The sequence below is a fragment of the Bacillus sp. RO1 genome (genome assembly GCF_012524115.1).
In the GTDB taxonomy this organism is placed as follows: Bacteria; Bacillota; Bacilli; order Bacillales; family Bacillaceae_I; genus Sutcliffiella_A.
The window spans coordinates 55,224-74,933 of the sequence record NZ_JAAZWB010000044.1 but is presented as its reverse complement, the minus strand read 5'-3'; the positions used below and the strand labels follow the sequence as shown (position 1 = coordinate 74,933).

Annotated in this window: 24 protein-coding genes; 19 read left to right on the top strand and 5 right to left on the bottom strand. The window is 39.9% G+C overall.

The genetic code is table 11. From position 1 onward, the window contains the following. The first annotated feature begins 772 nt into the window (after positions 1-772). A complete protein-coding gene (locus tag HC179_RS04375) occupies positions 773-1,480 on the top strand; it encodes a hypothetical protein (protein WP_168863229.1) in 708 nt (235 codons plus the stop codon). Here HC179_RS04375 and HC179_RS04370 read toward each other — a convergent pair. Continuing rightward, positions 1,469-1,627, bottom strand: a complete 159-nt coding sequence (locus HC179_RS04370; protein WP_168863228.1) for a hypothetical protein — start codon at positions 1,625-1,627, stop codon at positions 1,469-1,471. The genes HC179_RS04375 and HC179_RS04370 overlap by 12 nt on opposite strands. A 188-nt stretch (positions 1,628-1,815) precedes the next feature. On the opposite strand from HC179_RS04370, the gene HC179_RS04365 reads away from it, so the two are divergent. Further along, positions 1,816-1,983, top strand: a complete 168-nt coding sequence (locus tag HC179_RS04365; protein ID WP_010193926.1) for a YozD family protein — start codon at positions 1,816-1,818, stop codon at positions 1,981-1,983. Positions 1,984-2,420: 437 nt separating this feature from the next. On the opposite strand, the gene HC179_RS04360 is transcribed toward HC179_RS04365, so the two are convergent. Then, entirely contained in the window at positions 2,421-3,536 is a 1,116-nt protein-coding gene (locus HC179_RS04360; protein ID WP_168863227.1) for a DUF2515 family protein, read from the bottom strand. A 175-nt stretch (positions 3,537-3,711) separates the two neighbouring features. On the opposite strand from HC179_RS04360, the gene HC179_RS04355 reads away from it, so the two are divergent. Continuing rightward, the gene (locus HC179_RS04355; RefSeq protein ID WP_168863226.1) at positions 3,712-4,026 is read left to right on the top strand and encodes a YodL domain-containing protein; all 315 of its coding nucleotides are present in this window, start codon (positions 3,712-3,714) and stop codon (positions 4,024-4,026) included. A 39-nt stretch (positions 4,027-4,065) separates the two neighbouring features. Here HC179_RS04355 and HC179_RS04350 read toward each other — a convergent pair whose 3' ends face one another. Next, entirely contained in the window at positions 4,066-4,209 is a 144-nt protein-coding gene (locus tag HC179_RS04350; protein ID WP_010193932.1) for a hypothetical protein, read from the bottom strand. 322 nt (positions 4,210-4,531) lie between these two features. On the opposite strand from HC179_RS04350, the gene deoD reads away from it, so the two are divergent. From deoD to HC179_RS04335, 3 genes are all read left to right on the top strand, one after another. Then, entirely contained in the window at positions 4,532-5,236 is a 705-nt protein-coding gene (gene deoD, locus HC179_RS04345) for a purine-nucleoside phosphorylase (protein ID WP_168863225.1), read from the top strand. A gap of 61 nt (positions 5,237-5,297) precedes the next feature. Then, positions 5,298-5,705: a secondary thiamine-phosphate synthase enzyme YjbQ gene (locus tag HC179_RS04340; RefSeq protein WP_168863224.1), complete on the top strand. Its 408-nt coding sequence runs from the start codon at positions 5,298-5,300 to the stop codon at positions 5,703-5,705. 177 nt (positions 5,706-5,882) lie between these two features. Further along, positions 5,883-6,737 (top strand): M15 family metallopeptidase, encoded by an 855-nt coding sequence (locus HC179_RS04335; protein WP_168863223.1) that lies wholly within the window; start codon positions 5,883-5,885, stop codon positions 6,735-6,737. A gap of 42 nt (positions 6,738-6,779) precedes the next feature. Here the strand turns inward: HC179_RS04335 and HC179_RS04330 are convergent, their stop codons facing one another. Continuing rightward, positions 6,780-7,511 carry a ZIP family metal transporter gene (locus HC179_RS04330; RefSeq protein ID WP_168863222.1) on the bottom strand — a complete coding sequence of 244 codons (732 nt, stop codon included), beginning with the start codon at positions 7,509-7,511 and terminating at the stop codon, positions 6,780-6,782. A gap of 127 nt (positions 7,512-7,638) precedes the next feature. On the opposite strand from HC179_RS04330, the gene HC179_RS04325 reads away from it, so the two are divergent. After that, complete coding sequence (locus HC179_RS04325) at positions 7,639-8,766, top strand: hypothetical protein (protein WP_168863221.1); 1,128 nt, start codon at positions 7,639-7,641, stop codon at positions 8,764-8,766. Positions 8,767-8,807: 41 nt separating this feature from the next. On the opposite strand, the gene HC179_RS04320 is transcribed toward HC179_RS04325, so the two are convergent. After that, positions 8,808-9,311, bottom strand: coding sequence for a hypothetical protein (locus HC179_RS04320; RefSeq protein ID WP_168863220.1), 504 nt, complete (start codon positions 9,309-9,311; stop codon positions 8,808-8,810). A 149-nt stretch (positions 9,312-9,460) separates the two neighbouring features. Here HC179_RS04320 and HC179_RS04315 point away from each other — a divergent pair, with 149 nt between their 5' ends. From HC179_RS04315 to HC179_RS04260, 12 genes are all read left to right on the top strand, one after another. Then, entirely contained in the window at positions 9,461-10,057 is a 597-nt protein-coding gene (locus tag HC179_RS04315) for an alpha/beta hydrolase (RefSeq protein ID WP_168863219.1), read from the top strand. Between the two features lie 130 nt (positions 10,058-10,187). Further along, on the top strand, positions 10,188-10,529 hold the full coding sequence (locus HC179_RS04310; protein ID WP_168863218.1) for a YojF family protein: 342 nt from the start codon (positions 10,188-10,190) through the stop codon (positions 10,527-10,529). A gap of 18 nt (positions 10,530-10,547) precedes the next feature. Then, complete coding sequence (gene bshB2, locus HC179_RS04305) at positions 10,548-11,213, top strand: bacillithiol biosynthesis deacetylase BshB2 (RefSeq protein ID WP_168863217.1); 666 nt, start codon at positions 10,548-10,550, stop codon at positions 11,211-11,213. A gap of 947 nt (positions 11,214-12,160) precedes the next feature. After that, complete coding sequence (locus HC179_RS04300) at positions 12,161-13,342, top strand: DUF2812 domain-containing protein (protein WP_168863216.1); 1,182 nt, start codon at positions 12,161-12,163, stop codon at positions 13,340-13,342. Positions 13,343-13,497: 155 nt separating this feature from the next. Further along, positions 13,498-14,817, top strand: coding sequence for a phenylacetate--CoA ligase family protein (locus HC179_RS04295; protein WP_168863215.1), 1,320 nt, complete (start codon positions 13,498-13,500; stop codon positions 14,815-14,817). 87 nt (positions 14,818-14,904) lie between these two features. Beyond that, a complete protein-coding gene (gene paaA / locus HC179_RS04290) occupies positions 14,905-15,873 on the top strand; it encodes a 1,2-phenylacetyl-CoA epoxidase subunit PaaA (protein ID WP_168863214.1) in 969 nt (322 codons plus the stop codon). A 17-nt stretch (positions 15,874-15,890) separates the two neighbouring features. Further along, positions 15,891-16,238 (top strand): 1,2-phenylacetyl-CoA epoxidase subunit PaaB, encoded by a 348-nt coding sequence (paaB, locus tag HC179_RS04285; RefSeq protein WP_148989796.1) that lies wholly within the window; start codon positions 15,891-15,893, stop codon positions 16,236-16,238. Then, positions 16,235-17,056 (top strand): 1,2-phenylacetyl-CoA epoxidase subunit PaaC, encoded by an 822-nt coding sequence (paaC, locus tag HC179_RS04280; RefSeq protein ID WP_168863213.1) that lies wholly within the window; start codon positions 16,235-16,237, stop codon positions 17,054-17,056. Before paaB ends, paaC begins: the two co-directional genes overlap by 4 nt. 42 nt (positions 17,057-17,098) lie before the next feature. Then, positions 17,099-17,590, top strand: a complete 492-nt coding sequence (gene paaD / locus HC179_RS04275) for a 1,2-phenylacetyl-CoA epoxidase subunit PaaD (RefSeq protein ID WP_168863212.1) — start codon at positions 17,099-17,101, stop codon at positions 17,588-17,590. 234 nt (positions 17,591-17,824) lie between these two features. After that, positions 17,825-18,133 (top strand): EthD family reductase, encoded by a 309-nt coding sequence (locus HC179_RS04270; protein WP_010193977.1) that lies wholly within the window; start codon positions 17,825-17,827, stop codon positions 18,131-18,133. Next, entirely contained in the window at positions 18,126-18,905 is a 780-nt protein-coding gene (locus HC179_RS04265; protein WP_168863211.1) for an enoyl-CoA hydratase/isomerase family protein, read from the top strand. Before HC179_RS04270 ends, HC179_RS04265 begins: the two co-directional genes overlap by 8 nt. A 12-nt stretch (positions 18,906-18,917) precedes the next feature. After that, the gene (locus tag HC179_RS04260) at positions 18,918-19,691 is read left to right on the top strand and encodes an enoyl-CoA hydratase-related protein (RefSeq protein WP_168863210.1); all 774 of its coding nucleotides are present in this window, start codon (positions 18,918-18,920) and stop codon (positions 19,689-19,691) included. The last annotated feature ends 19 nt before the right edge of the window (positions 19,692-19,710 follow it).

Genomic DNA, 19,710 nt, shown 5'->3' with positions numbered 1-19,710 from the left:
CTCAAGCACCGCCCCTAGGAAAGCGAAGCCATTTGTGGAGATCAACAGCGGTATTTAGAGCCAATACCTATGACACCTAAATTGTTCGTCTTTTATTAGGCTTTTTTAGTTTTGTCCCAGCCTCTTTTTTTTGATAAGTATAAATCCAGTTGATTTCGGTTCCAGGCGCTCCGTGAGCCTGCGGGCGGTCCGCACATCCTCCTCACTCCGTTGGAGGCCACTGGAAATTGTTAACGTAAAGTTTTTATTGATTTCTAGCTGTTGATTGGAGCAAATGGCGTAGACTCCTGAGGGAGATAGCGCTAGGTGGAGACCCCCCGCAGGCCTAGCTAAGGAGGCTCACGTCAGCCCCTAGGAAAGCGAAGCCATTAGCGGAAATCAACAGCGGTGTTTAAAAAAATATTAAAATCTAAGACTTTTTATGTGGCCTCCTACCTTGCGGGGTCTCACCTGTCCCTTCCTCCCGCGGGCATCTACGCGCCTTCCACTCCAATTAACAAGGTGAGTCCATTCAACTTAGGATAAAAACCATCTGATCGAGTTATCTGAAATAGCATATAACATTCTAGCTGTGGAAGGGAACAGCGTCCTTTAGCCAAACAACACAAGTTTTTATTATTTCATATGTTTATGGAAAATGAGACTAATAGGGACGGCCGCCTATTAACACATCGGTACAACCACTTTTTGCCCCAACACTTTGGCGAGTTGGCATCTTGCTGCATATAATACATTACTATCAAAGCCACAGTGATAAATGGGGAGAAATTATATGGGTAAGAACAAAAAGCCAAACAAGCCAAAATATAAAATCGGTGACATTGTCGTCATCACCATCTATGGAACTGTCGGTAAAGTGACGGACATGAAGCAAATTGATGGTGCGTATGTATATGAAGTGAATTCAAGTGAAGGATTATATCAAGAAGAGACGCTTGCCTTTGTTTCTGAATATGAAGGAAAAGTACTGGTAACCGAACGACTTGATATCAAGTATATGTATTTTATCGGTGATATCGTCCATGTTGCTGGTTATGGCAAAGAATTATTTAAAATAGTCGGTTTCCGCACTGAAATCTGGCGATATAAAGAAGATTCATGGGAAGACATCATTTATGAATTGACAAGATTATCTGATGGGGAATGGTTGGAAGCCGGAGAGGAAGAATTGACAATGGTTGTCCATCACGAACATGCTGAAATTCTTATCCACAAACTTGGATTGTCCTATATGTTCAACAAAGAAAATACAAGCTTGGAGTTGTATAATCCGATGACTGGATCAAACAAACATTATAAAAAAGAAGAATACAATAAGGAATACCAAAGGATAATTGATGGACTTCTTGATGTCTATAATGATTATAAAGTGTTATATGATATCTTCGGAGATGAGGAATACCAGGAAGTGATGAATCTAGTAATGAAAAACTTAAAAAAGTACATGGATGGCAAAAAACATAGTCAATTAGAAAAATAGAATGGAGAATTGAAAGAGCAAATAGATAAAGAACGGACCTCCGATAATGGCTGCAGCGAAAACCAATTTGTCCGAAATTTTATCTAACAGTGGCAATAAGACTTCCTCTTCTCCTAATCTTTCTAAGCTTGCTAAATTAGTCTTCATACAAATCTCCTCCTTAAAAGTGGTTGCTTGTCCTTATGTCCCCAATGTATGCACGCTTGAACTTTGTTATGCACTTTTTTGAAATTTTTGAAAACAAAGATAGCATTTGTCCAACCTGATGGATTAATATAGAGAGTAAGACATATATCTTTAAAGACGTACATAAACCTTTAAAAAGGGGTGATATTGTGAAAGAAATCGAAGTAGTTATCGACACTGAAGAAATAGCCGAGTTCTTTTACAATGAGCTGGTAAGGCGGGGGTATGTTCCAGCTGAAAGCGAGATAGAAGAGTTGGCGGATATCATGTTTGATTATTTACTGGAAAAATGCATCATTGATGAAGAGATAGAATAAAAACAGATAGAGATAAAACAATAAAAGCATTGCTGTTTCTTAGGCGAGATTGTTGCCTTGGGGGCAGCTTTTTTAGGTTTACCTGGTCAGTGATTTTCGCGGGACTACGTTTTAATGCTATTTTGATGAAAATTAAGCAAAAATATGCTAATTATGCGGGCTTTGAAACCGTTTGGACATAATAAATAAAGGTTCGGTCAAAATGAACAGTTGATAAGAGGGTGTTCGGACAATTCAAATTAGGCTTTGGACACAAAAAAACGAGGTTCGGTCACTTTAAAATTTCGTTCGGTCAACTTTCGAGAAACTTTGGGCAAATTCGCGAAATCTTCTGTCAACTTTCAAAAATCTTCGGTCAACTATGGGAATACTTCGGACATTTTCACTTTTGATACCACAAACAACAACTAAACCACAAACATACTTTACAACCATCATCATTTTTCCTTATCAAAAAACATCCCATGAAGCTCAGAAATCCCAGTAAGCTTCATCAAATTATAAAGATGAGTTTTCTCCATATCAGCAGGTTCCATGCTTCCAGGGAGGTGAAATAACTTAAACACCTCTTGAATATCTTTGAACCAAGGAACTGGAACAATGGACGGATGATTAAAATCCGCCCAAGCTGCTTCAATAGTCGGACTGTATATTTTACGTAAAGTAGAATTTGATGAAAAAACGGATGGAAGGTAATCTTCCCTTGAACCAGTATGGGAATTTTCCTTGCAAAAATGCAAAGCCCCTTGCAGGACATCCTCGTTCTTAAACAATAGGACATAAAGCTTTTTTCCTATCTCAATACGGTTGGAAAGGTTGGAGAATTGCTGTACTCCGAGACCAGTCAAAAGAGTGTTCGAATCCTTATGGTAAGGAAAAAGCACTAAAGTAAAACCCAACTTTTCCTGTAGTTGGTAGGTTATACTAGATAAAACTTTTTGCTGGAAATAGGGATTCTTTAGGAGGTTAAATTCAATAAAATTCTGTTCATTGATGATCAAGGAAACGGTAAGCAGCTCTTTCTTGCTATGGTCTTTCAAAAAAAGTGTCCATATCGGACTCATAAAAGCTGAAATGTGAAATTCGGAGAGTAGATAAAATAGTGGTCTGCCCGCCTTTTTGCTTTCTTCATACAGGAGCAGTTGGGGATATGCATCCTGAAAAATGAGGTGGTTGGCTTTCTCAAGAAAACGAAATAAGATGGATGACTTCTCATAGGAAAGCAAGGTAGATATGTGACTGGCTTTCAGGTCTGTCATATTCCAGCCGCCATTTCTAGAAACCATATGAGCCAAGAGGCTCCAATGCACTTCTGGGTGTTTTAGATAAAAATCCAAGTAGGCTTGAGTTCGTGTAACATTGTTACGGTTAAGGCTTGCAGTCTTGCTTAAGATTTTCGTTAGCAAATCTTGTTCTTTCAATGAAGGGGAATGGTTAATGGGGGCATTTGTCCATTCCTTTATTAGGTGATTTTCATCTGCAGTTGACCATAATTTTAAATTAGAACTATTTTTAGGCTTAGATTCTAATTTTGAAAACCACTTCCCAAACATAAAATCACCTCGGATTATCATATGAGTAGTGTGGTAATTTCATGATACACAACAAAATCACTATATTTTTTGCAAAAATTTATCTTATTCGACAAAACTTTTTATATTTTGACGAAGGATTCGACGCCCTTTATTGCTAATTAATATATATAGAAATGGTTGAGGGGTGAAAAGGATGTTGGCTCTTAAAAGAATGATGAAGATGGGTACAGGGGAATATGATGTGACCATTATGCAAACACCAAATTATGGAGAATCAAAAGGGTACACACCCATTTTCCGACTAACCATGGAGGGAAGCAGTCATCAGGAGATAGTGGACCGGGTTTATAAAAAATTCAATGTCACGGACTCTATCCCACGTGAGTATGAAGGCAGGTTCATTGCTACTGGTGATGTAATCATGATTGATGAGGGAACATTGGGGATTACCTACTACCGGTTGGAATTTGGAGGCTGGAAGAAAATAAATCGAGTTGCAGTGCGTTAATGATGAAAAGGGCAAAGCTCCAACTTTGCCCTTTTAAATTTAGATATGATTTCCAGGACCGTTTTTTCGCCCTTTAGGAGAATGCTCTTTTTTGTGGGCAGTATGTTCGGCTTCAATAGCATCGGGACTGATATGGTTGTTTTTTTTCTGTCCATTTATTCTGTTACGGTGTTTCTTTCCCATTGATTCCAGCTCCTTTTAGTAGAAGTGTATACACAAATCTAATTAAGATCTAGCTTTGCTGTTTATCTCGTCTCGAAGTGTGAGGCTCAGCAGTTTTCTTCTTTGTAGTGTTTGTTTCATTGGCGTGTTCTACAGCTTGCTTTAGTTTTTTCTTCACCATGTTCACCTACCTGAAGAGAAATATCTTGCCTTACTATTTTCTTCTTCCATAGTAAAAGAATGCGCTTTTTTAGGGAGAGTTTCTTTTGAAACATGGGTAATATATGGTATAGTAGTCATTGTTGTAAAGTAACAATGGCAAGAGTTATTAGGAGGTAACATAATGAGTGTACATATTGGAGCGAAACAAGGTGAAATAGCGGAAACGATCCTACTACCTGGAGATCCGTTACGTGCTAAATACATTGCAGAAACATTCCTTGAGGATGCAGTCTGCTACAATGAAGTAAGGGGAATGTTAGGTTTTACAGGTACTTATAAGGGTGAAAGAATCTCTGTTCAAGGTACCGGTATGGGAGTTCCATCTATTTCTATCTACATCAATGAACTTATGAATGAATATAACGTGCAAAATTTAGTGCGCGTAGGTACATGCGGAGCTATCCAGAAAGATGTAAAGGTCCGTGACGTAATCCTTGCTATGAGTGCTTCCACTGATTCACAGATGAACCGTTTAACATTCGGTGGGGTGGATTATGCACCAACTGCAAACTTTGAATTGCTAAAAAAAGCGTATGATGTCGGAGTGGAAAAAGGTCTTAACTTGAAAGTTGGTAATGTCTTCACAGCTGACATGTTCTATAATGACAATGGTGAGCTTGAAAAGTGGGCTAAGTATGGAATCCTTGCGATTGAAATGGAATCAGCAGCGCTTTACACATTAGCTGCGAAATACGGCCGAAATGCTTTATCTGTCTTAACTGTAAGCGACCATATCCTTACTGGTGAAGAAACTACTTCAGAAGAGCGCCAATCCACATTCAGCGACATGATGGAAGTGGCATTGGAAGCTGTAACAAAAAAATAATACATGATAAGCCCTTGGGATTTTACTCAAGGGCTTTTTTTACGAGAAAGGGTGACAATTTATGCTGTATACTTTAAAACTTCAAACTCATAAGAGGGATGAGTGGCAAGATATCACGGCTAAGGTGGAGAGTCTGATTTTAAAATCAGGGATAAAAGAGGGGCATGTGATGGTTTATTGTCCACATACAACTGCCGGAATCACTATAAATGAAAATGCAGATCCTGATGTTGTCAAAGACGTTGTGATGCGTTTGGACGAAGTATATCCATGGGAACATCCTAAATACCGACATATGGAAGGCAATACAGCAGCTCATCTAAAAGCGATGACAATTGGGAACTCCCAGCAGGTAATCATTCAAAACAGCCAGCTTGTTCTCGGCACTTGGCAGGGAATTTTTTTCTGTGAATTTGACGGCCCTCGTCATCGTGAAATATATATTAAAGTGTTCAAAGATGCTGAATGACTAAATAATGTAGGTTAGTGACTTTTTACTTAACTTCTATTTTATCAGTAAAATCTTTTTACGGCGTTATGGATTAATGGTAAACTGTTTAAGTATGTTTCACATGAGTGAAACTTTAATTGTTAAACTAACCAACTCATAATGATTATATTAGAATAGTAAAAAGGTGATTATTTTATGAAAAAGAAACATTTTTCTTTCTTGGTATTATTACTCTTATTAACAGGGTGTTCCAAACAATTGGATGATGTTAACTGGAAGTTTTGGGAGTATTTCACCAATGATACGGCAGAAGAGGTTGTTGAGGAGACACCGATTGAAGAAGAACCTGTGGAGCAAGAAAAGCAGCCGGAAGAAAGTCCGCAGACTGAAGCACCTCCTGAAACAAATGAGAATCAGTACGTCCTGGAGGAGCCATTTTTCACCGTTCTAAATGAAGAGAAGGTGATTGAAAATACGGATAACCTATTAGTGCTAGTAAATAAAAACCAATCTCTTCCAGCTGATTATGTTCCAGATGATTTGACTATTCCGGATGTCCCGTTTTCCTTTGAAGGTGACTACGAAAAAAAATACCTTAGGGAAGCAGCTGCACGTGCATTGGAAGAGCTTTTTGCTGCAGCAGATGCTGAGAATGTAGAGATTTTTGCTGTATCTGGTTATCGTTCCTATGAAACGCAGTATGGAATCTATAATACCTACTTGAAAAAGTGGGGAGAAGAAAAAACAAATGCCGTTTCTGCTATTCCGGGACATAGTGAACATCAAACAGGTCTTGCAATGGACATTTCAAGCAGGACTGCAGCGCTGGATTTGACTGAGGAATTCGGAAACACCCCTGAAGGAAAATGGGTGAAAGAGCATGCAAGTGAACATGGTTTCATTATCCGATACCCTGAGGATGGGGAAGTGATTACAGGTTATCAATACGAGCCTTGGCATCTTCGTTATGTTGGCAAAGAGGTCGCAGCTTATATGGATGAACATGATTTAACGTTAGAAGAATTTTTTGACCGAGCGATAAAACAGTAAAAAAGGAAATCCTCAACCACATGTGATCAGGTTGAGGTTTTTTTATAGTATCCCGCTTGAGAGGACGTAAGAACAGAGCAGACCCAGAGCGGAGAGAAGGCCGACGATGGGACCTCCTTCTTCAAATGCTTCAGGCATCATGGTGGAAGCGACCATCGCGATGATCCCGCCTGCTGCAAGTCCACTTACAAGATATATGTAGACTTCATTTAATTCTTTAAAAACTACATAACCAAAGACCGAACTCAATGTGGTCAAAATAAACACGATTGTCCAAAGAAACAATATTTTTTTTCTAGAATAGCCATCTTTTCTAAGACCTACCGAACTGGACAACGCTTCGGGAATGTTACTGATAAAAATCGCCAGGACAATTACCCAGCTAACTGTATTTGATTTTATCAAGCTTACCCCAATGATGACGGATTCAGGAATGGAGTCCATTATTGACCCAATAAAAATAGCCATCCCAGAATGCCCTTCGCTTTTTTCTTTTGACCGTTTGCGCTCTTTTCCGCCCTTTTTTATGATCACCATTTCTAAAAAAGTGAACAGAGCCGCCCCGATTAGAAATCCAAAAATGACATAGCTGTAGCCTGTTTTCGCCTCTACTTTACCCATAAGTTCAAATGAAGCGGCTCCAATAAGAACGCCGGTTCCAAAGGCCATGATAAATCCAGTTAGTTTCCGTGGGATTGGGACGTATAATCCCACTATAGCTCCAAGCAATAAAGCTCCGCCTGCAACTGCTCCCCATAACAAAGCGCCTGTCATAACTCTCACCTGACTTATCATTGAAATTCTTATAGTACTAATGTGTACGAAAAAAAATACAACATACTTTAATTGTGTTTTTGACAAAATACAAAGGTACTTGGTTCAATTGTTAGGAGGAATGAAAGTGAATAGGTTTTATCCTTATGTATTGATAACAGCTATCCTCAGTTTATTTTTGCTTAGTATGAGCATACCAGGCAATGTTTCCGCTTTTGGGGAAAAGGGAGGTACAGCACAATATTATGCACAGACATCTCTGGAATCACAATATATTTCCGAAATGCCAGTTCCTAAAACAGTTATTAAAGCAATAAAAAAAGGGGAATGGACTGAGATTAGCCACCCTGTTCCTCCGACAGATGTTTACATTAAACTTGATAAAGATATAAAATATGCGATTGATCATCAAATGAATATATATGACCTAAAAGAGAACAGGGCGATTTTGGAACTTCCTGATAAAGTTGTTCATCAATTAACAAAAGACATGAAAAAGCTATACAGAATTCATTATGGAAATCTCATTACGTGGAATGAAGCGAATAGCGCATTGCCTCGTTATAGCAGTTTTACCGTATTGGATTTGGATACAGGAAGAACCTTTGAAGTTCAAAGGAGAGCAGGCTCTTATCATGCGGATGTACAACCTTTAACAAATGAAGATACGAAAATAATGAAAGAAATATACAGAGGAACATGGAGTTGGGATCGCAGGGCAATTCTCATACTATCTCAAGACCATAAATATGCCGCCTCCATGCACGGAATGCCTCACGGTAAAGGGGCCTTGCAGAACGGCTTCCCTGGTCATTTCTGTATACACTTCCAAGATAGCATCACACATAAATCACGTAAAATGGATCATGCACATTCAATTATGATAAAAAAAGCTGCAGGTGAATGGTTAGACCATACAGAAAAATTATCACCTGCAGAAATTGTGGATGCAACCGTTTTATCCATCCATCAACATGACTGGTTTATTCTTGCATCTGTTCTTGATGATAAAAACAGGGTCCTTTTGAAAGAAAAAATAAAGTTTTTGGAAGAAATTGAACTAGTAAAAAGGCTTTCTGACTTGCCTGCCGACCGGGATTTTGATACAAAGCTATATTATCCAATCACCGTCAAGCTTTATATCCATAGAGATACAACAGGTACGGAATCTAGGCAAGTGACCTTTCAACTTTACCGAGGTTCTATTGAAGAACCGTGGACAGTGGATTTAGACAACTTGATTCAACAGCTTTAAGAAATGGTTGGTAGGCTCCTGGACAGTCAGGCAGCCTGCCTCTATTTTTTCGATTTAGTTTTAATAATTTCAATTGGGACCTTGGTTATAGGGACTATTGTTTCTTTTGGTATTCTTATTTCTACAATTCCATCTTGATATTTTGCCTTGGAGCTATTCCCCTTGACCATGCAAGGTAGAGGAATGGTCTGCTTACTTCCAGGAGTGGGAATATTATCTATATACAGGGTAGTCGTATTATGAGAAGTTTTGATTTGTGACAATTGCTCTTCAGATGCAACTGGAAAACGGACAAATATTTCTTCGTGCGTTTCAAATACTTTCGCCTCAAATGCAGGTTTTTTCTTTTTGTTCTTTTTAGCTTGAGCAGACCTCAATAGGTCGAACGACTGTGCAAAAAAATCTGTGGAACCAAACGTCTGTGGATTTGGTGGCAACTTTCCTTGCATTGCTTTTGACATCCAGTTTTCCACATCTGTTTGCTTAAATATATCCTGTTTCATGTAATCCTTTGGAAATGGAAACATCTTGTTCCAAGGTAGCATGTTGAGTCCCTCCAGTAAGAATTCTCTTACTTTAACCTATTCTCCTTTTGAGGAATATGTTAGAACCAATTGTTTGACGTTCTGCAGTTTTTTTACTATACTAAATTAATCTCGAATTCAAGATATTATCTGGTGAGGAGTGGTTGATTATGAAGCATATATTTAAAAAAGGAACCAATAACCGAGTGTTACTTTTATTGCATGGAACTGGAGGAACAGAGCAGGATCTTCTTTCCTTGGCAGATATGATTGATTCCGGAGCTTCTGTCCTAAGTGTAAGAGGAAATGTATCTGAAAATGGCATGCCTCGATTTTTTAGACGATTGTCGGAAGGAGTGTTTGACGAAGAGGACTTGATCTTTCGTACAAAAGAACTCCATGACTTTTTAAATGAAGCAGCGGAAAAGTATGAATTTGATCGTAAAGATGTCATAGCCGTCGGATACTCCAATGGTGCAAATATTGCTGGAAGCCTGCTTTTCCATTATAAAAACACGCTAAAAGCTGCTGTATTGTATCATCCGATGGTTCCAAGAAGAGGTGTTAAACTACCAAATTTAAATGAAACTCCTGTGTTTATTGGGGCTGGAAAAAATGATCCGATCTGTCCTGCAGCAGAAACGGAAGAACTTAGTAAGTTGCTAGAAGAAGCGGGATCAACTGTCGAGGTTCACTGGGAATATCAAGGACATCAATTAACACACTCAGAAGTCCAGGCATCAAAAAAATGGTATGATTCCATCTAAAAGAAAGCGGAGTGAGAAAATTTCCACTCCGTTTTCGTGTTAATAAATGAGCAAACCATTTTCTTTCCAATGCTTCATATATTAAACTGAAGGAAGAAATAAAATCTGTACATACCTTTGGAGGAACAGAATGAAAATTATTGACCAAAAACATGTGCAAGCTGAATTAGACAAACAGATAAATGTGGAAGTATTCGTACATTTGGAGACGACAAATGGAGCCTACGCCGGCCACCACAATACTGGTCTTGCAGTGGGGGCATTCATACGCAATGTCCCATTGAAATATGAGCGTGCTAAAATAGTTGGAAATGGACCTTATAGAATTGGACTGAAGCTTCAACACGGCTGGATCTATGCAGAAGGTGTTACACATTATGAAGTGGATGATAAAAATCGTCTGCTGTTAGCTGGACTAAATCCCGAAGGAAAACTTGCAGTTGCATTGCAAATTAGCCAGGAGCCATTTTAAGAGAAGGGGGAGAGAAAAATGGAAGCAGAAAGACATGTACTGGTTGTATTTCCACATCCGGATGATGAGGCATTTAGCTCATCCGGCACCATTAAACTTTTTACCCAAAGCGGTGTTCGGGTTACCTATTTGTGCGGAACACTTGGGCAAATGGGACGAAATCTTGGCAACCCACTATTTGCAAACCGTGAGACACTGCCCGAGGTTCGCAGAAAAGAATTATTGGAAGCATGTAAAGTCATGGGTATTGAGGACTTGCGCATGCTAGGTCTTCATGATAAAACGTTGGAGTTTGAGGATGAAGAATACCTCGCTGACATAGTTCATGAAGCACTGGTGGAGTTGAACCCAAGCTTGGTACTTACTTTCTACCCAGAGCACGGCGTTCATCCTGACCATGATGCCATGAGCAATGCGGTTGCCATAGCAGTAAGAAGACTTCCTGAACAGGACAGACCAACTTTTTATGGAAAGGCCATTCTGAAAAAAAGTGTTGAATTGATTGGAGAACCAGATGTGACGATTGATATTCGTTCCGTTGCCGAAGAAAAGCTGAAAGCCATCAAAGCCCATAAATCCCAAACGAGCGGATGGGTAGAGCTGATGGAGAAACAACTGAAGGAAAACGCACCAGAAATAGAGGATTGGTTGTTCCGAGAAACATTCTGGACGTATAAGGTGTAAGAGAAATCAGGAGATGTGGTCTCCTGATTTTTTATTGTTTATTCTTCCTACTAATCCGTCATCGTCGGAATGATGACCTGAGTGACGAGAAAAAAGGAGGAGGGAGGTGCTCATAGCAGGTATGAAGACATCAGTCACAAGGACATAGGAGGAGAGAAGTCCTCATCGCTGTTATGAAGACATCAGTGACAAGGAAAAAGGAGGAGAGAAGTCCTCATCGCTGTTATGAAGACCTCAGTCACAAGGACATAGGAGGAGAGAAGTCCTCATCGACGTGATGAAGACCTGGGTGACGAGGAAAAAGGAGGAGGGAGGTCCTCATCGCTGTTATGAAGACATCGTGACAAGGAAAAAGGAGGGGAGAAGTCCTCATCGACGTGATGAAGACCTCAGTGACAAGGAAAAAGGAGGGGAGAAGTCCTCTTAGCTGTTATGAAGACATCAGTCACAAGGACATAGGAGGAGGGAGGTCCTCATCGACGTGATGAAGACCTGGGTGACGAGGAAAAAGGAGGAGAGAAGTCCTCATCGACGTGATGAAGACCTCAGTGACAAGGAAAAAGAAGGAGAGAAGTCCTCATCGCTGTTATGAAGACATCAGTGACAAGGAAAAAGGAGGAGAGAAGTCCTCATCGCTGTGATGAAGACATCAGTCACAAGGACATAGAAGGAGAGAAGTCCTCATCGCTGTTATGAAGACCTCAGTGACAAGGAAAAAGGAGGAGGGAGGTCCTCATCGACGTGATGAAGACCTGGGTGACAAGGAAAAAGAAGGAGAGAAGTCCTCATCGCTGTGATGAAGACATCAATGACAAGAAAAAAGAAGGAGGGAGGTCCTCATCGCCGGTTAACTAATCATTTTTTGAAAATATTACCTCTACCCCCAATTCGTTCTAATATAGTATTAAGAATAGAGTGAAGATCGGTTAGGGAAGAGTGACATACAAGTGAAAACAAAGAAAAAGATCTTATGGTTGGATTTATGGCAGATAGCCGAACAAGAAGCATGGCTCTCTGATATGGCTACTAAAGGCTGGGAACTTACAAAAATGAACCTACTGACTGCCCACTTTAAGAAAACCCCACCTCAAACAATCACCTTTAAAACAGACATTTTTAAGGAACCCATCAATCAAAATCCTGACCAACTGGAACAATATGAACAAGCTGGATGGAAATATGTTGCTTCAAGAGGCCCTTTGCAGTTCTTCCAGAACAATCCTGAAAGCTCCGTAATGGAATTACATTTACAGCCGATCCAACAAGCACAAACCATAATTCTACTAAGAGAAACAATAAAGATAAGTGCGTTCTATATTATTTTACTTTTATTGATAGGTGTCTTTTTGGCAGTAACCATTCTTACATTAAATCCTGTTAGGAACTATTTAAAGGTTGAGTTTATATCTCCAACCTTACAAATTCTTATTTTCATTGGAACATTATTTACACTCATAAAGGGATTTATCCACTTAAAAAGGTTAATAAAAATACTACAATCCAACAAAAGAATCCAACCTGCAACTGATTACCGAAAAAAATATTTACGAAATAAGATAATTGGAATATCTTTAATTACTTTTTTTACAGTTGTTTTAATATATCAAATTATTAACTCGGACAATACAACAGGGGCAAATAGTTATCCGCCTATTCCCAATGGGGAATTATCAGTCGTCCAGATAAGGGATATTACAGAAAGTAATAATTATAAGCCTTATTTTTATGATCAAAATAGTAATCGAGAAAATTACTACTCTGTAACATCTAGCCTCCTTGTGCCTGAGCAGTATGAACTCAATCAACTTGTTGAGGTAGAAGGAGAGAAATGGGAAGGTAAAAGCGGACCTTATCGCCCATCCTTGACTTCGCGGAAATATATTGTCTTGAACGAGTTCTTAGCCAAAAGGCTCTTCCAACATTTAATAGATTGGCAAAAAGAACTCCATAGAGGAGATGCGATATTCTACAAGACAGCTGCATTTGATGAAATGGTTGTTTTAGAGAATTCTGTTCTTTCCAGAAAAGATCATATTATCTATTATGTAACCTATTATGGGAAAGAGCCAGTCGAGAAAATAATAAATGAGTTGGAATTATTAATAATGGAAGAAAAGCAGAGGAGCTAATGACCTCTGCTTTTTAATTGTAAAAAAAGAATCTTCAGAATTATCAGTTGACATTTCTTCCCTTCAAGGTTATTTTAATGATGTTGAACAATATTACATATTGTATGATGTCGGAATAAATTCGTTATATTAAAAAAGTGAAAGGGGAAATATCAATGATCCTACATGATTCCGAAACACTATCTATATCTGAGATGCAACTCCTTCAATCAACGAGGTTGAGAGACACCATACAGAAAGTCTTTCAACATGTTCCTTTTTATAGAGAAAAGATAACTAACTTTATGATTACACCTTCTGATATTCAAACCATCCAAGACATTCACAAACTACCTTTTACCACCAAAAAAGAACTGCGGGAGAACTATCCATTCGGATTATTTGCTATCCCTCGCAGCCAAATTACTAGGCTCCATGCCTCATCCGGAACCAGCGGAAAGCCTACAGTTGTTGCCTATTCCCAAGAAGATATCCATATGTGGAGTGAGATTGCAGCACGTGCCATTTCAATGGCCGGAGGAAAGAAAGGAGACATCCTTCATAATGCCTACGGTTACGGACTTTTTACAGGAGGACTCGGATTGCATTATGGTAGTGAAAAACTCGGGATGATCACAGTTCCGGTTTCTGGCGGGAACACAGACAGGCAAATCCAATTAATTCAGGATTTTGAGCCGACTGTCATTTGTGGTACCCCTTCCTATGTGCTTAACATTGCTGACAGAATGACAGAGTTAGGTGTCAATCCTAAAGAGACTTCTCTAAAATACGGAATTTTTGGTGCAGAGCCTTGGTCAGAAGAGATGAGAAAAACATTAGAAGAAAAATTGGCGATTAAAGCCTGTGATATATACGGATTAAGTGAAGTAATTGGGCCTGGAGTGGCAATGGAATGTTATGCGGCGCAGGATGGTCTGCATGTTGCAGAAGACCATTTTTATGTAGAAGTGATTGATCCCAAAACTCTGGAGGTATTGCCGGAGGGAGAATTAGGAGAGCTTGTATTCACTAGTCTTACAAAGCAAGCGATGCCAATCATTCGCTACAGAACCGGAGACATAGCTTCTATTAAAAGAGAGAAATGTGTTTGCGGACGGACGACAACAAAAATGTCGAGAGTCAAAGGAAGAGTAGATGATATGTTAATAATTAGAGGGGTAAATATCTTCCCTTCTGAAATTGAACATACCTTATTACAAATAAAAGAGTTGGCTCCACATTATCAGCTTTTCGTCTCACGGGAGAAAAACTTGGATTCAGTCGAAGTCCAAGTAGAAATGGAAACGCATACATTCTTCCGAACTGACGTAACAAAGAGGCAAGAAGAGATGAGATACGTCGAACAAAAGGTAGAATATGAACTCAAAACAAAATGTCTAATCAATGTAAAAGCAAGTGTAGTTGAACCAAGAACAATTCCAAGATCTGAAGGGAAAGCCGTACGTATTGTCGATGAAAGATTATCTCACTCTTAAAAGTTCAGAACTTTCTGTGTTGAAAAACGTATAACATTATATTATAATGACGTTAAATAAACGTTATAGAAATAGGAGGCGGCGAAAATGACCAACTCATTATCGTTTGACCGCTTGACGGAAGAAGAAAAACAGGAGCATTTTATGCAACGTATCCAGGCTGGGGAAAAGGTTGAAGCAGACGATTGGATGCCCGAAGAATATCGTAAAACATTAATTAAACTGATTTCGATGCATGCAATCAGCGAAATAATGGGAGCGCTTCCAGAAAAGGAATGGGTACCAAAAGCTCCGACTTTAAAAAGAAAACTTGGGATCATGGCGAAAGTTCAAGATGAAATGGGCCATGGACAGTTGCTTTTACGAGTTGCAGAAGATTTGATGGAACCTTACGGGAAATCCCGAGAAGAGATAATGCAAGATTTATTTTCAGGAGATTTAAAGTTTCATAATGTATTCCACATGGAAGCCCCAACATGGGGTGATGCAGGTCTTATTGGATGGCTTGTTGACGGAGCGGCCATCATATCCCAGACGAATATGCTTGATGCATCTTATGGACCTTATGCGAGAGCACTAAAGAGAATATGTGCAGAAGAAGTTTTTCATGCTCAACACGGCGAGGCTATTATTATGGCACTTGCAGAAGGAACGGAAGAACAAAGAAATATGATACAAGACTCCATCAATCGCTGGTGGGAAGCTTTATTGATGTTCTTCGGACCGGCAGATGCATCTACAACTGGTACTTCAAAGCAAGATATTACGATGAAATATAATATCCGCACGAAGAGCAATGAAGAACTTCGTCAAGACTTTTTCACGAAATACATTCCGAGAGTGTTATCGCTTGGCCTAACATTGCCGGATGAAACGATGCATTATGATGAAAAAGAAGAAAAGTGGATCTACAAACAGCCGAATTGGAACAACTTTAAAGATATTATCAGAAATAAAGGTCCTAAATCACAGGATCGCTTGAGATTAAGAATAATAGCACACGAAAATAATGCATGGGTTCGTGAAGCGTTAAGCTCCGAAACATCAGCAGGGTGAGGGGAGGAGCTTAGAAATTGAGTACAAAAGGCTTTTATAAAGAATTTGAAGTGTTTAGTAAGAGAACCCATACAGCTCCGATGCAATACCAGTTCAGTCTACTTGCTCCAAACGAAGAGATTGCGCTAGTCATGGCACAAGAAAACTTTATGAGGCGTGAACCTGCCGTGGATATTTGGGTGGTGCAACGGAGTGATATTCGGAAAATGTCTCAAGAAGAGCGTCAATCCTTGCAGAGAATTGACAACAAGGACTACCGAAACACGAAAGGCTATGGATATTTGAAGAAAAAATGGCGCCACTATGAACAGGGGATGCTTGATGAGCAGGAAATTATGTCTTGGGGAGGGAAGAAAAAAGGATGAATATTGCAACGATAGAAGAAGCGAAAAGGGATGCGTCCTATTATAAGGCCCTTACAGCGTTATTATATCAACTGGCCGACGATGATTTCATTATTGCCTACAGAGGATCAGAATGGCTGGGCCTTGCACCGCATATTGAAGAGGATGTTGCTTTTTCTTCCATAAACCAAGATACGATGGGCCATGCCGCCATGTACTACCAATTGCTTGAGGATTTAGGCGAAGGAGATATGGATGCACTTGCACATGGAAGAAAAGCAGCAGATAGAGTGAATGCCGTTCTTTTGGAAAAAGTGAATGGATCCGGAACGTATCTCACGGAACCTAAATATGATTGGGCTTACACAGTCGTAAGGCATTATTTTTACACACAGGCCAAGAAAATTAAAGTGGAGGCATTGAAAAATTCCTCCTATGAACCACTGAAACATGTGGCAGTGAAAGTAAATATGGAACTTTACTATCACTTATTGCACTGGAGAACATGGTTCAGACAGTTGTGTACAGCAAATGGAGAAGCTAAGACTAGAATGAAAGCAGCCATTGATAAAGTGGTAGAAGAATTTGATGGAGTACTGTCATTGGGGCCAAGTGGTGTTCAAATTACACAACACCAACTAATAGATTCAGAGGAAGATATTCGCCTTCGCTTTACAGAAGAAATGACAAGTATGTTTGAAAAAGTGGAACTTACTTTTCCTACCAATATGGGAATGAAAAGTGGTAATGGCAGAAAAGGTGAACATACCAAGGACTTAGATGATGCCCTCTTAACGTTGAGCGAAGTCTATAATAGCAATCCGGCAGCCGTGTGGTAATCTTTTACACTTTTCAGCCCAACAAAAAGGAATGATGACATCATGCAGGAAGAAGTAAATATCATGAAGGTTTGGGATGCCCTGCAGCATGTAAAAGATCCTGAAATAGATTCTGTCAGTGTGGTGGACCTCGGAATGGTAGAAGCAATCGATGTAAACAATCAGGAAGTGACTATTCAGATGTTGCCTACTTTCATGGGGTGTCCAGCTCTTGAGATTATAAAAAAGAATGTAGAAAACGAGATTACTAACTTAGGGTTATTCAGAAAGGTGGACGTTCAATTCATTTATCAGCCACCATGGACTTCTGATCGCATTACAGCACAAGGCAGAATTCATTTGAAAGAATTTGGAATTGCTCCACCACCCTCACTGGATGACTCCGGGGAATGGCATGTGGATTGCCCTTACTGCGGATCGACCTATACAGCATTAGATAACATCTTTGGTCCGACCGCCTGTAGAAGTATTCTTTACTGCAAAGGATGCAAAAATCCTTTCGAAGCAATGAAACCCGTATCAACCATGATGTAAGTACCACTGCCTTACAGAAAAACCTTCTGTCAGGCAATTACATAAATAACCGGCCTGTTAAAACCCTAGTTGTTGATTGGAGTACAGGGCGAAGACTCCAGCGGGAGAGTAGCGACAATGTTGAGACCCCGCAGGGCGCAGCCCGAGGAGGCTCAAGGTCGCCCCGCGGAAAGCGAAGCCATGTACGGAAATCAACAAGGGTTAAATCAGAGCCCATAAAAGGAGAGATTTAGGATGGTAAAATTAATCGCGCTTTACAAACACCCGGAAAACAAGGAAGCTTTCGATCAGCACTATTTTGATACACATGCGCCAATCACTGCTAAAATCCCTGGTTTACGCAAAATGGAAGTTACGAAAGTAGTAGGCAGTCCAATGGGCGGAGAAGGCAAGTACTATTTAATGTGTGAAATGTACTATGATAGCCATGACGCTTTAAAGCAAGCGATGAGAACGGATGAAGCGAAAGCATCTGGAAAGGATTTAATGAGCTTCGCCGGTAATCTTGTCACTTTGATGATTGGTGAAGAAGTGAATGAGTAAAACGTACGAATATATCGAAGTTTCCATTGAAAGCTCGATAGGCATCGTCAAACTCAATAGACCTAAAGTGTTGAACGCCATCAACAGACCGATGGTGACAGAAATTGTAACAGTATTAGAAGATTTTGACCGAAACGATGAAGTCAAAGCAATAATACTGGCCGGAAATGGACGCGCGTTTGCAGCGGGAGCGGATATCGATGAAATGGCAGAGGCTACAGCCATTGAACTTGAGCTCTTAAATCAATTCACCGAATGGGACCGCCTTGCTTGGGTAAAGAAGCCTATTATCGGTGCAGTTCAAGGGTTTGCCCTTGGGGGAGGCTTTGAATTAGCTCTGTGCTGTGACATTTTATTTGCCGCACAAGATGCCGAGTTCGGCTTTCCTGAAATTAGCCTTGGGGTAATGCCTGGGGCTGGGGGAACCCAGAGATTGACGAAACTGATGGGGAAATCCAAAGCAATGGAATGGTTGCTTACCGGTGACAGAATGACTGCAAAGGAAGCATTGCACTATGGAGTAATCAACCGTGTTATTCCGAAAGAACTATTAATGGAAGAAACGATGACTTTTGCACAAAAAATAGCGAAACAACCACCTCTTTCCCTTCGTTTGATCAAAGAATCTGTCCATAAGGCAGTGGACTATTCTGTCTATGAAGGAATGCAATACGAACGAAAGAATTTTTATCTTTTGTTTGCATCCAAGGATCAAAAAGAAGGCATGCGTGCATTTAAGGAAAAGCGCAAGCCTAAATTTGAAGGGGAATAAGGGGGATATATCATGTTTGAAACCATTAAATATGAAATTGTGAACCAGGTTGCATGGATTATCATGAACCGGCCGGACAAATTGAATGCGTTTACAGAACAGATGAACAAAGAGATTACAAAAGCATTAAAGCAGGCAAGTACGGATGAGAGCGTTCGCGCGATTGTCATTACTGGGGAAGGAAGGGCATTCTCCTCCGGTCAGGACCTTGCAGAAGTGGATGAAAATATGGATCACGGGCATGTCTTGCGTACAAGGTATGGCCCGATGATGAAGCAGTTAGCCCGTTGTGAAAAGCCTGTCATTGCAGCGATTAATGGAGTTGCAGCAGGCGCAGGGTTCAGCCTTGCCTTAGCATGTGATTTTCGCATTGCCTCTGAGAAAGCAAGCTTTGTTCAAGCATTTATTCATGTCGGGTTAATTCCTGACTCAGGTAATCTGTATTTTCTCCCTAAGTTAGTAGGAAATGCAAAAGCTTTGGAGCTAGCTATATTGGGAGAGAAAATTAAGGCAGATCAAGCAAAAAACCTTGGGCTTGTTACGAAAGTAGTTCCAGTAGACAGTTGGAACGAAGAAGTGGAAGCTTTTGCAAACAAACTTGCTAACATGCCAACACAAGCAATTGGACTCATTAAACGATCCATACAAGCAAGTTGGAATGTTACGTATGAAGAATACTTGGAGCAAGAAGCATATGGTCAGCGAATTGCCGGTCTATCAGAAGACCATAAAGAGGGAGTAACTTCTTTTATAGAAAAAAGAAAACCGGCATTTAAAGGAAGATAAAAAAAGCTTAAAGGAGATG

Excerpts from the sequence above, each read along its gene's own strand:
- paaC (WP_168863213.1), top strand. The coding sequence starts at position 16,235 with ATGAATATTGCAACGATAGAAGAAGCGAAAAGGGATGCGTCCTATTAT.
- paaA (WP_168863214.1), top strand. The coding sequence starts at position 14,905 with ATGACCAACTCATTATCGTTTGACCGCTTGACGGAAGAAGAAAAACAG.
- HC179_RS04260 (WP_168863210.1), top strand. The coding sequence starts at position 18,918 with ATGTTTGAAACCATTAAATATGAAATTGTGAACCAGGTTGCATGGATT.
- bshB2 (WP_168863217.1), top strand. The coding sequence starts at position 10,548 with ATGGAAGCAGAAAGACATGTACTGGTTGTATTTCCACATCCGGATGAT.
- HC179_RS04340 (WP_168863224.1), top strand. The coding sequence starts at position 5,298 with ATGCTGTATACTTTAAAACTTCAAACTCATAAGAGGGATGAGTGGCAA.
- HC179_RS04370 (WP_168863228.1), bottom strand. The coding sequence starts at position 1,627 with ATGAAGACTAATTTAGCAAGCTTAGAAAGATTAGGAGAAGAGGAAGTC.
- HC179_RS04265 (WP_168863211.1), top strand. The coding sequence starts at position 18,126 with ATGAGTAAAACGTACGAATATATCGAAGTTTCCATTGAAAGCTCGATA.
- HC179_RS04360 (WP_168863227.1), bottom strand. The coding sequence starts at position 3,536 with ATGTTTGGGAAGTGGTTTTCAAAATTAGAATCTAAGCCTAAAAATAGT.
- HC179_RS04315 (WP_168863219.1), top strand. The coding sequence starts at position 9,461 with ATGAAGCATATATTTAAAAAAGGAACCAATAACCGAGTGTTACTTTTA.
- HC179_RS04335 (WP_168863223.1), top strand. The coding sequence starts at position 5,883 with ATGAAAAAGAAACATTTTTCTTTCTTGGTATTATTACTCTTATTAACA.
- HC179_RS04355 (WP_168863226.1), top strand. The coding sequence starts at position 3,712 with ATGTTGGCTCTTAAAAGAATGATGAAGATGGGTACAGGGGAATATGAT.
- HC179_RS04310 (WP_168863218.1), top strand. The coding sequence starts at position 10,188 with ATGAAAATTATTGACCAAAAACATGTGCAAGCTGAATTAGACAAACAG.
- HC179_RS04270 (WP_010193977.1), top strand. The coding sequence starts at position 17,825 with ATGGTAAAATTAATCGCGCTTTACAAACACCCGGAAAACAAGGAAGCT.
- HC179_RS04375 (WP_168863229.1), top strand. The coding sequence starts at position 773 with ATGGGTAAGAACAAAAAGCCAAACAAGCCAAAATATAAAATCGGTGAC.
- HC179_RS04295 (WP_168863215.1), top strand. The coding sequence starts at position 13,498 with ATGATCCTACATGATTCCGAAACACTATCTATATCTGAGATGCAACTC.
- HC179_RS04330 (WP_168863222.1), bottom strand. The coding sequence starts at position 7,511 with ATGACAGGCGCTTTGTTATGGGGAGCAGTTGCAGGCGGAGCTTTATTG.
- paaD (WP_168863212.1), top strand. The coding sequence starts at position 17,099 with ATGCAGGAAGAAGTAAATATCATGAAGGTTTGGGATGCCCTGCAGCAT.
- deoD (WP_168863225.1), top strand. The coding sequence starts at position 4,532 with ATGAGTGTACATATTGGAGCGAAACAAGGTGAAATAGCGGAAACGATC.
- HC179_RS04320 (WP_168863220.1), bottom strand. The coding sequence starts at position 9,311 with ATGCTACCTTGGAACAAGATGTTTCCATTTCCAAAGGATTACATGAAA.
- HC179_RS04350 (WP_010193932.1), bottom strand. The coding sequence starts at position 4,209 with ATGGGAAAGAAACACCGTAACAGAATAAATGGACAGAAAAAAAACAAC.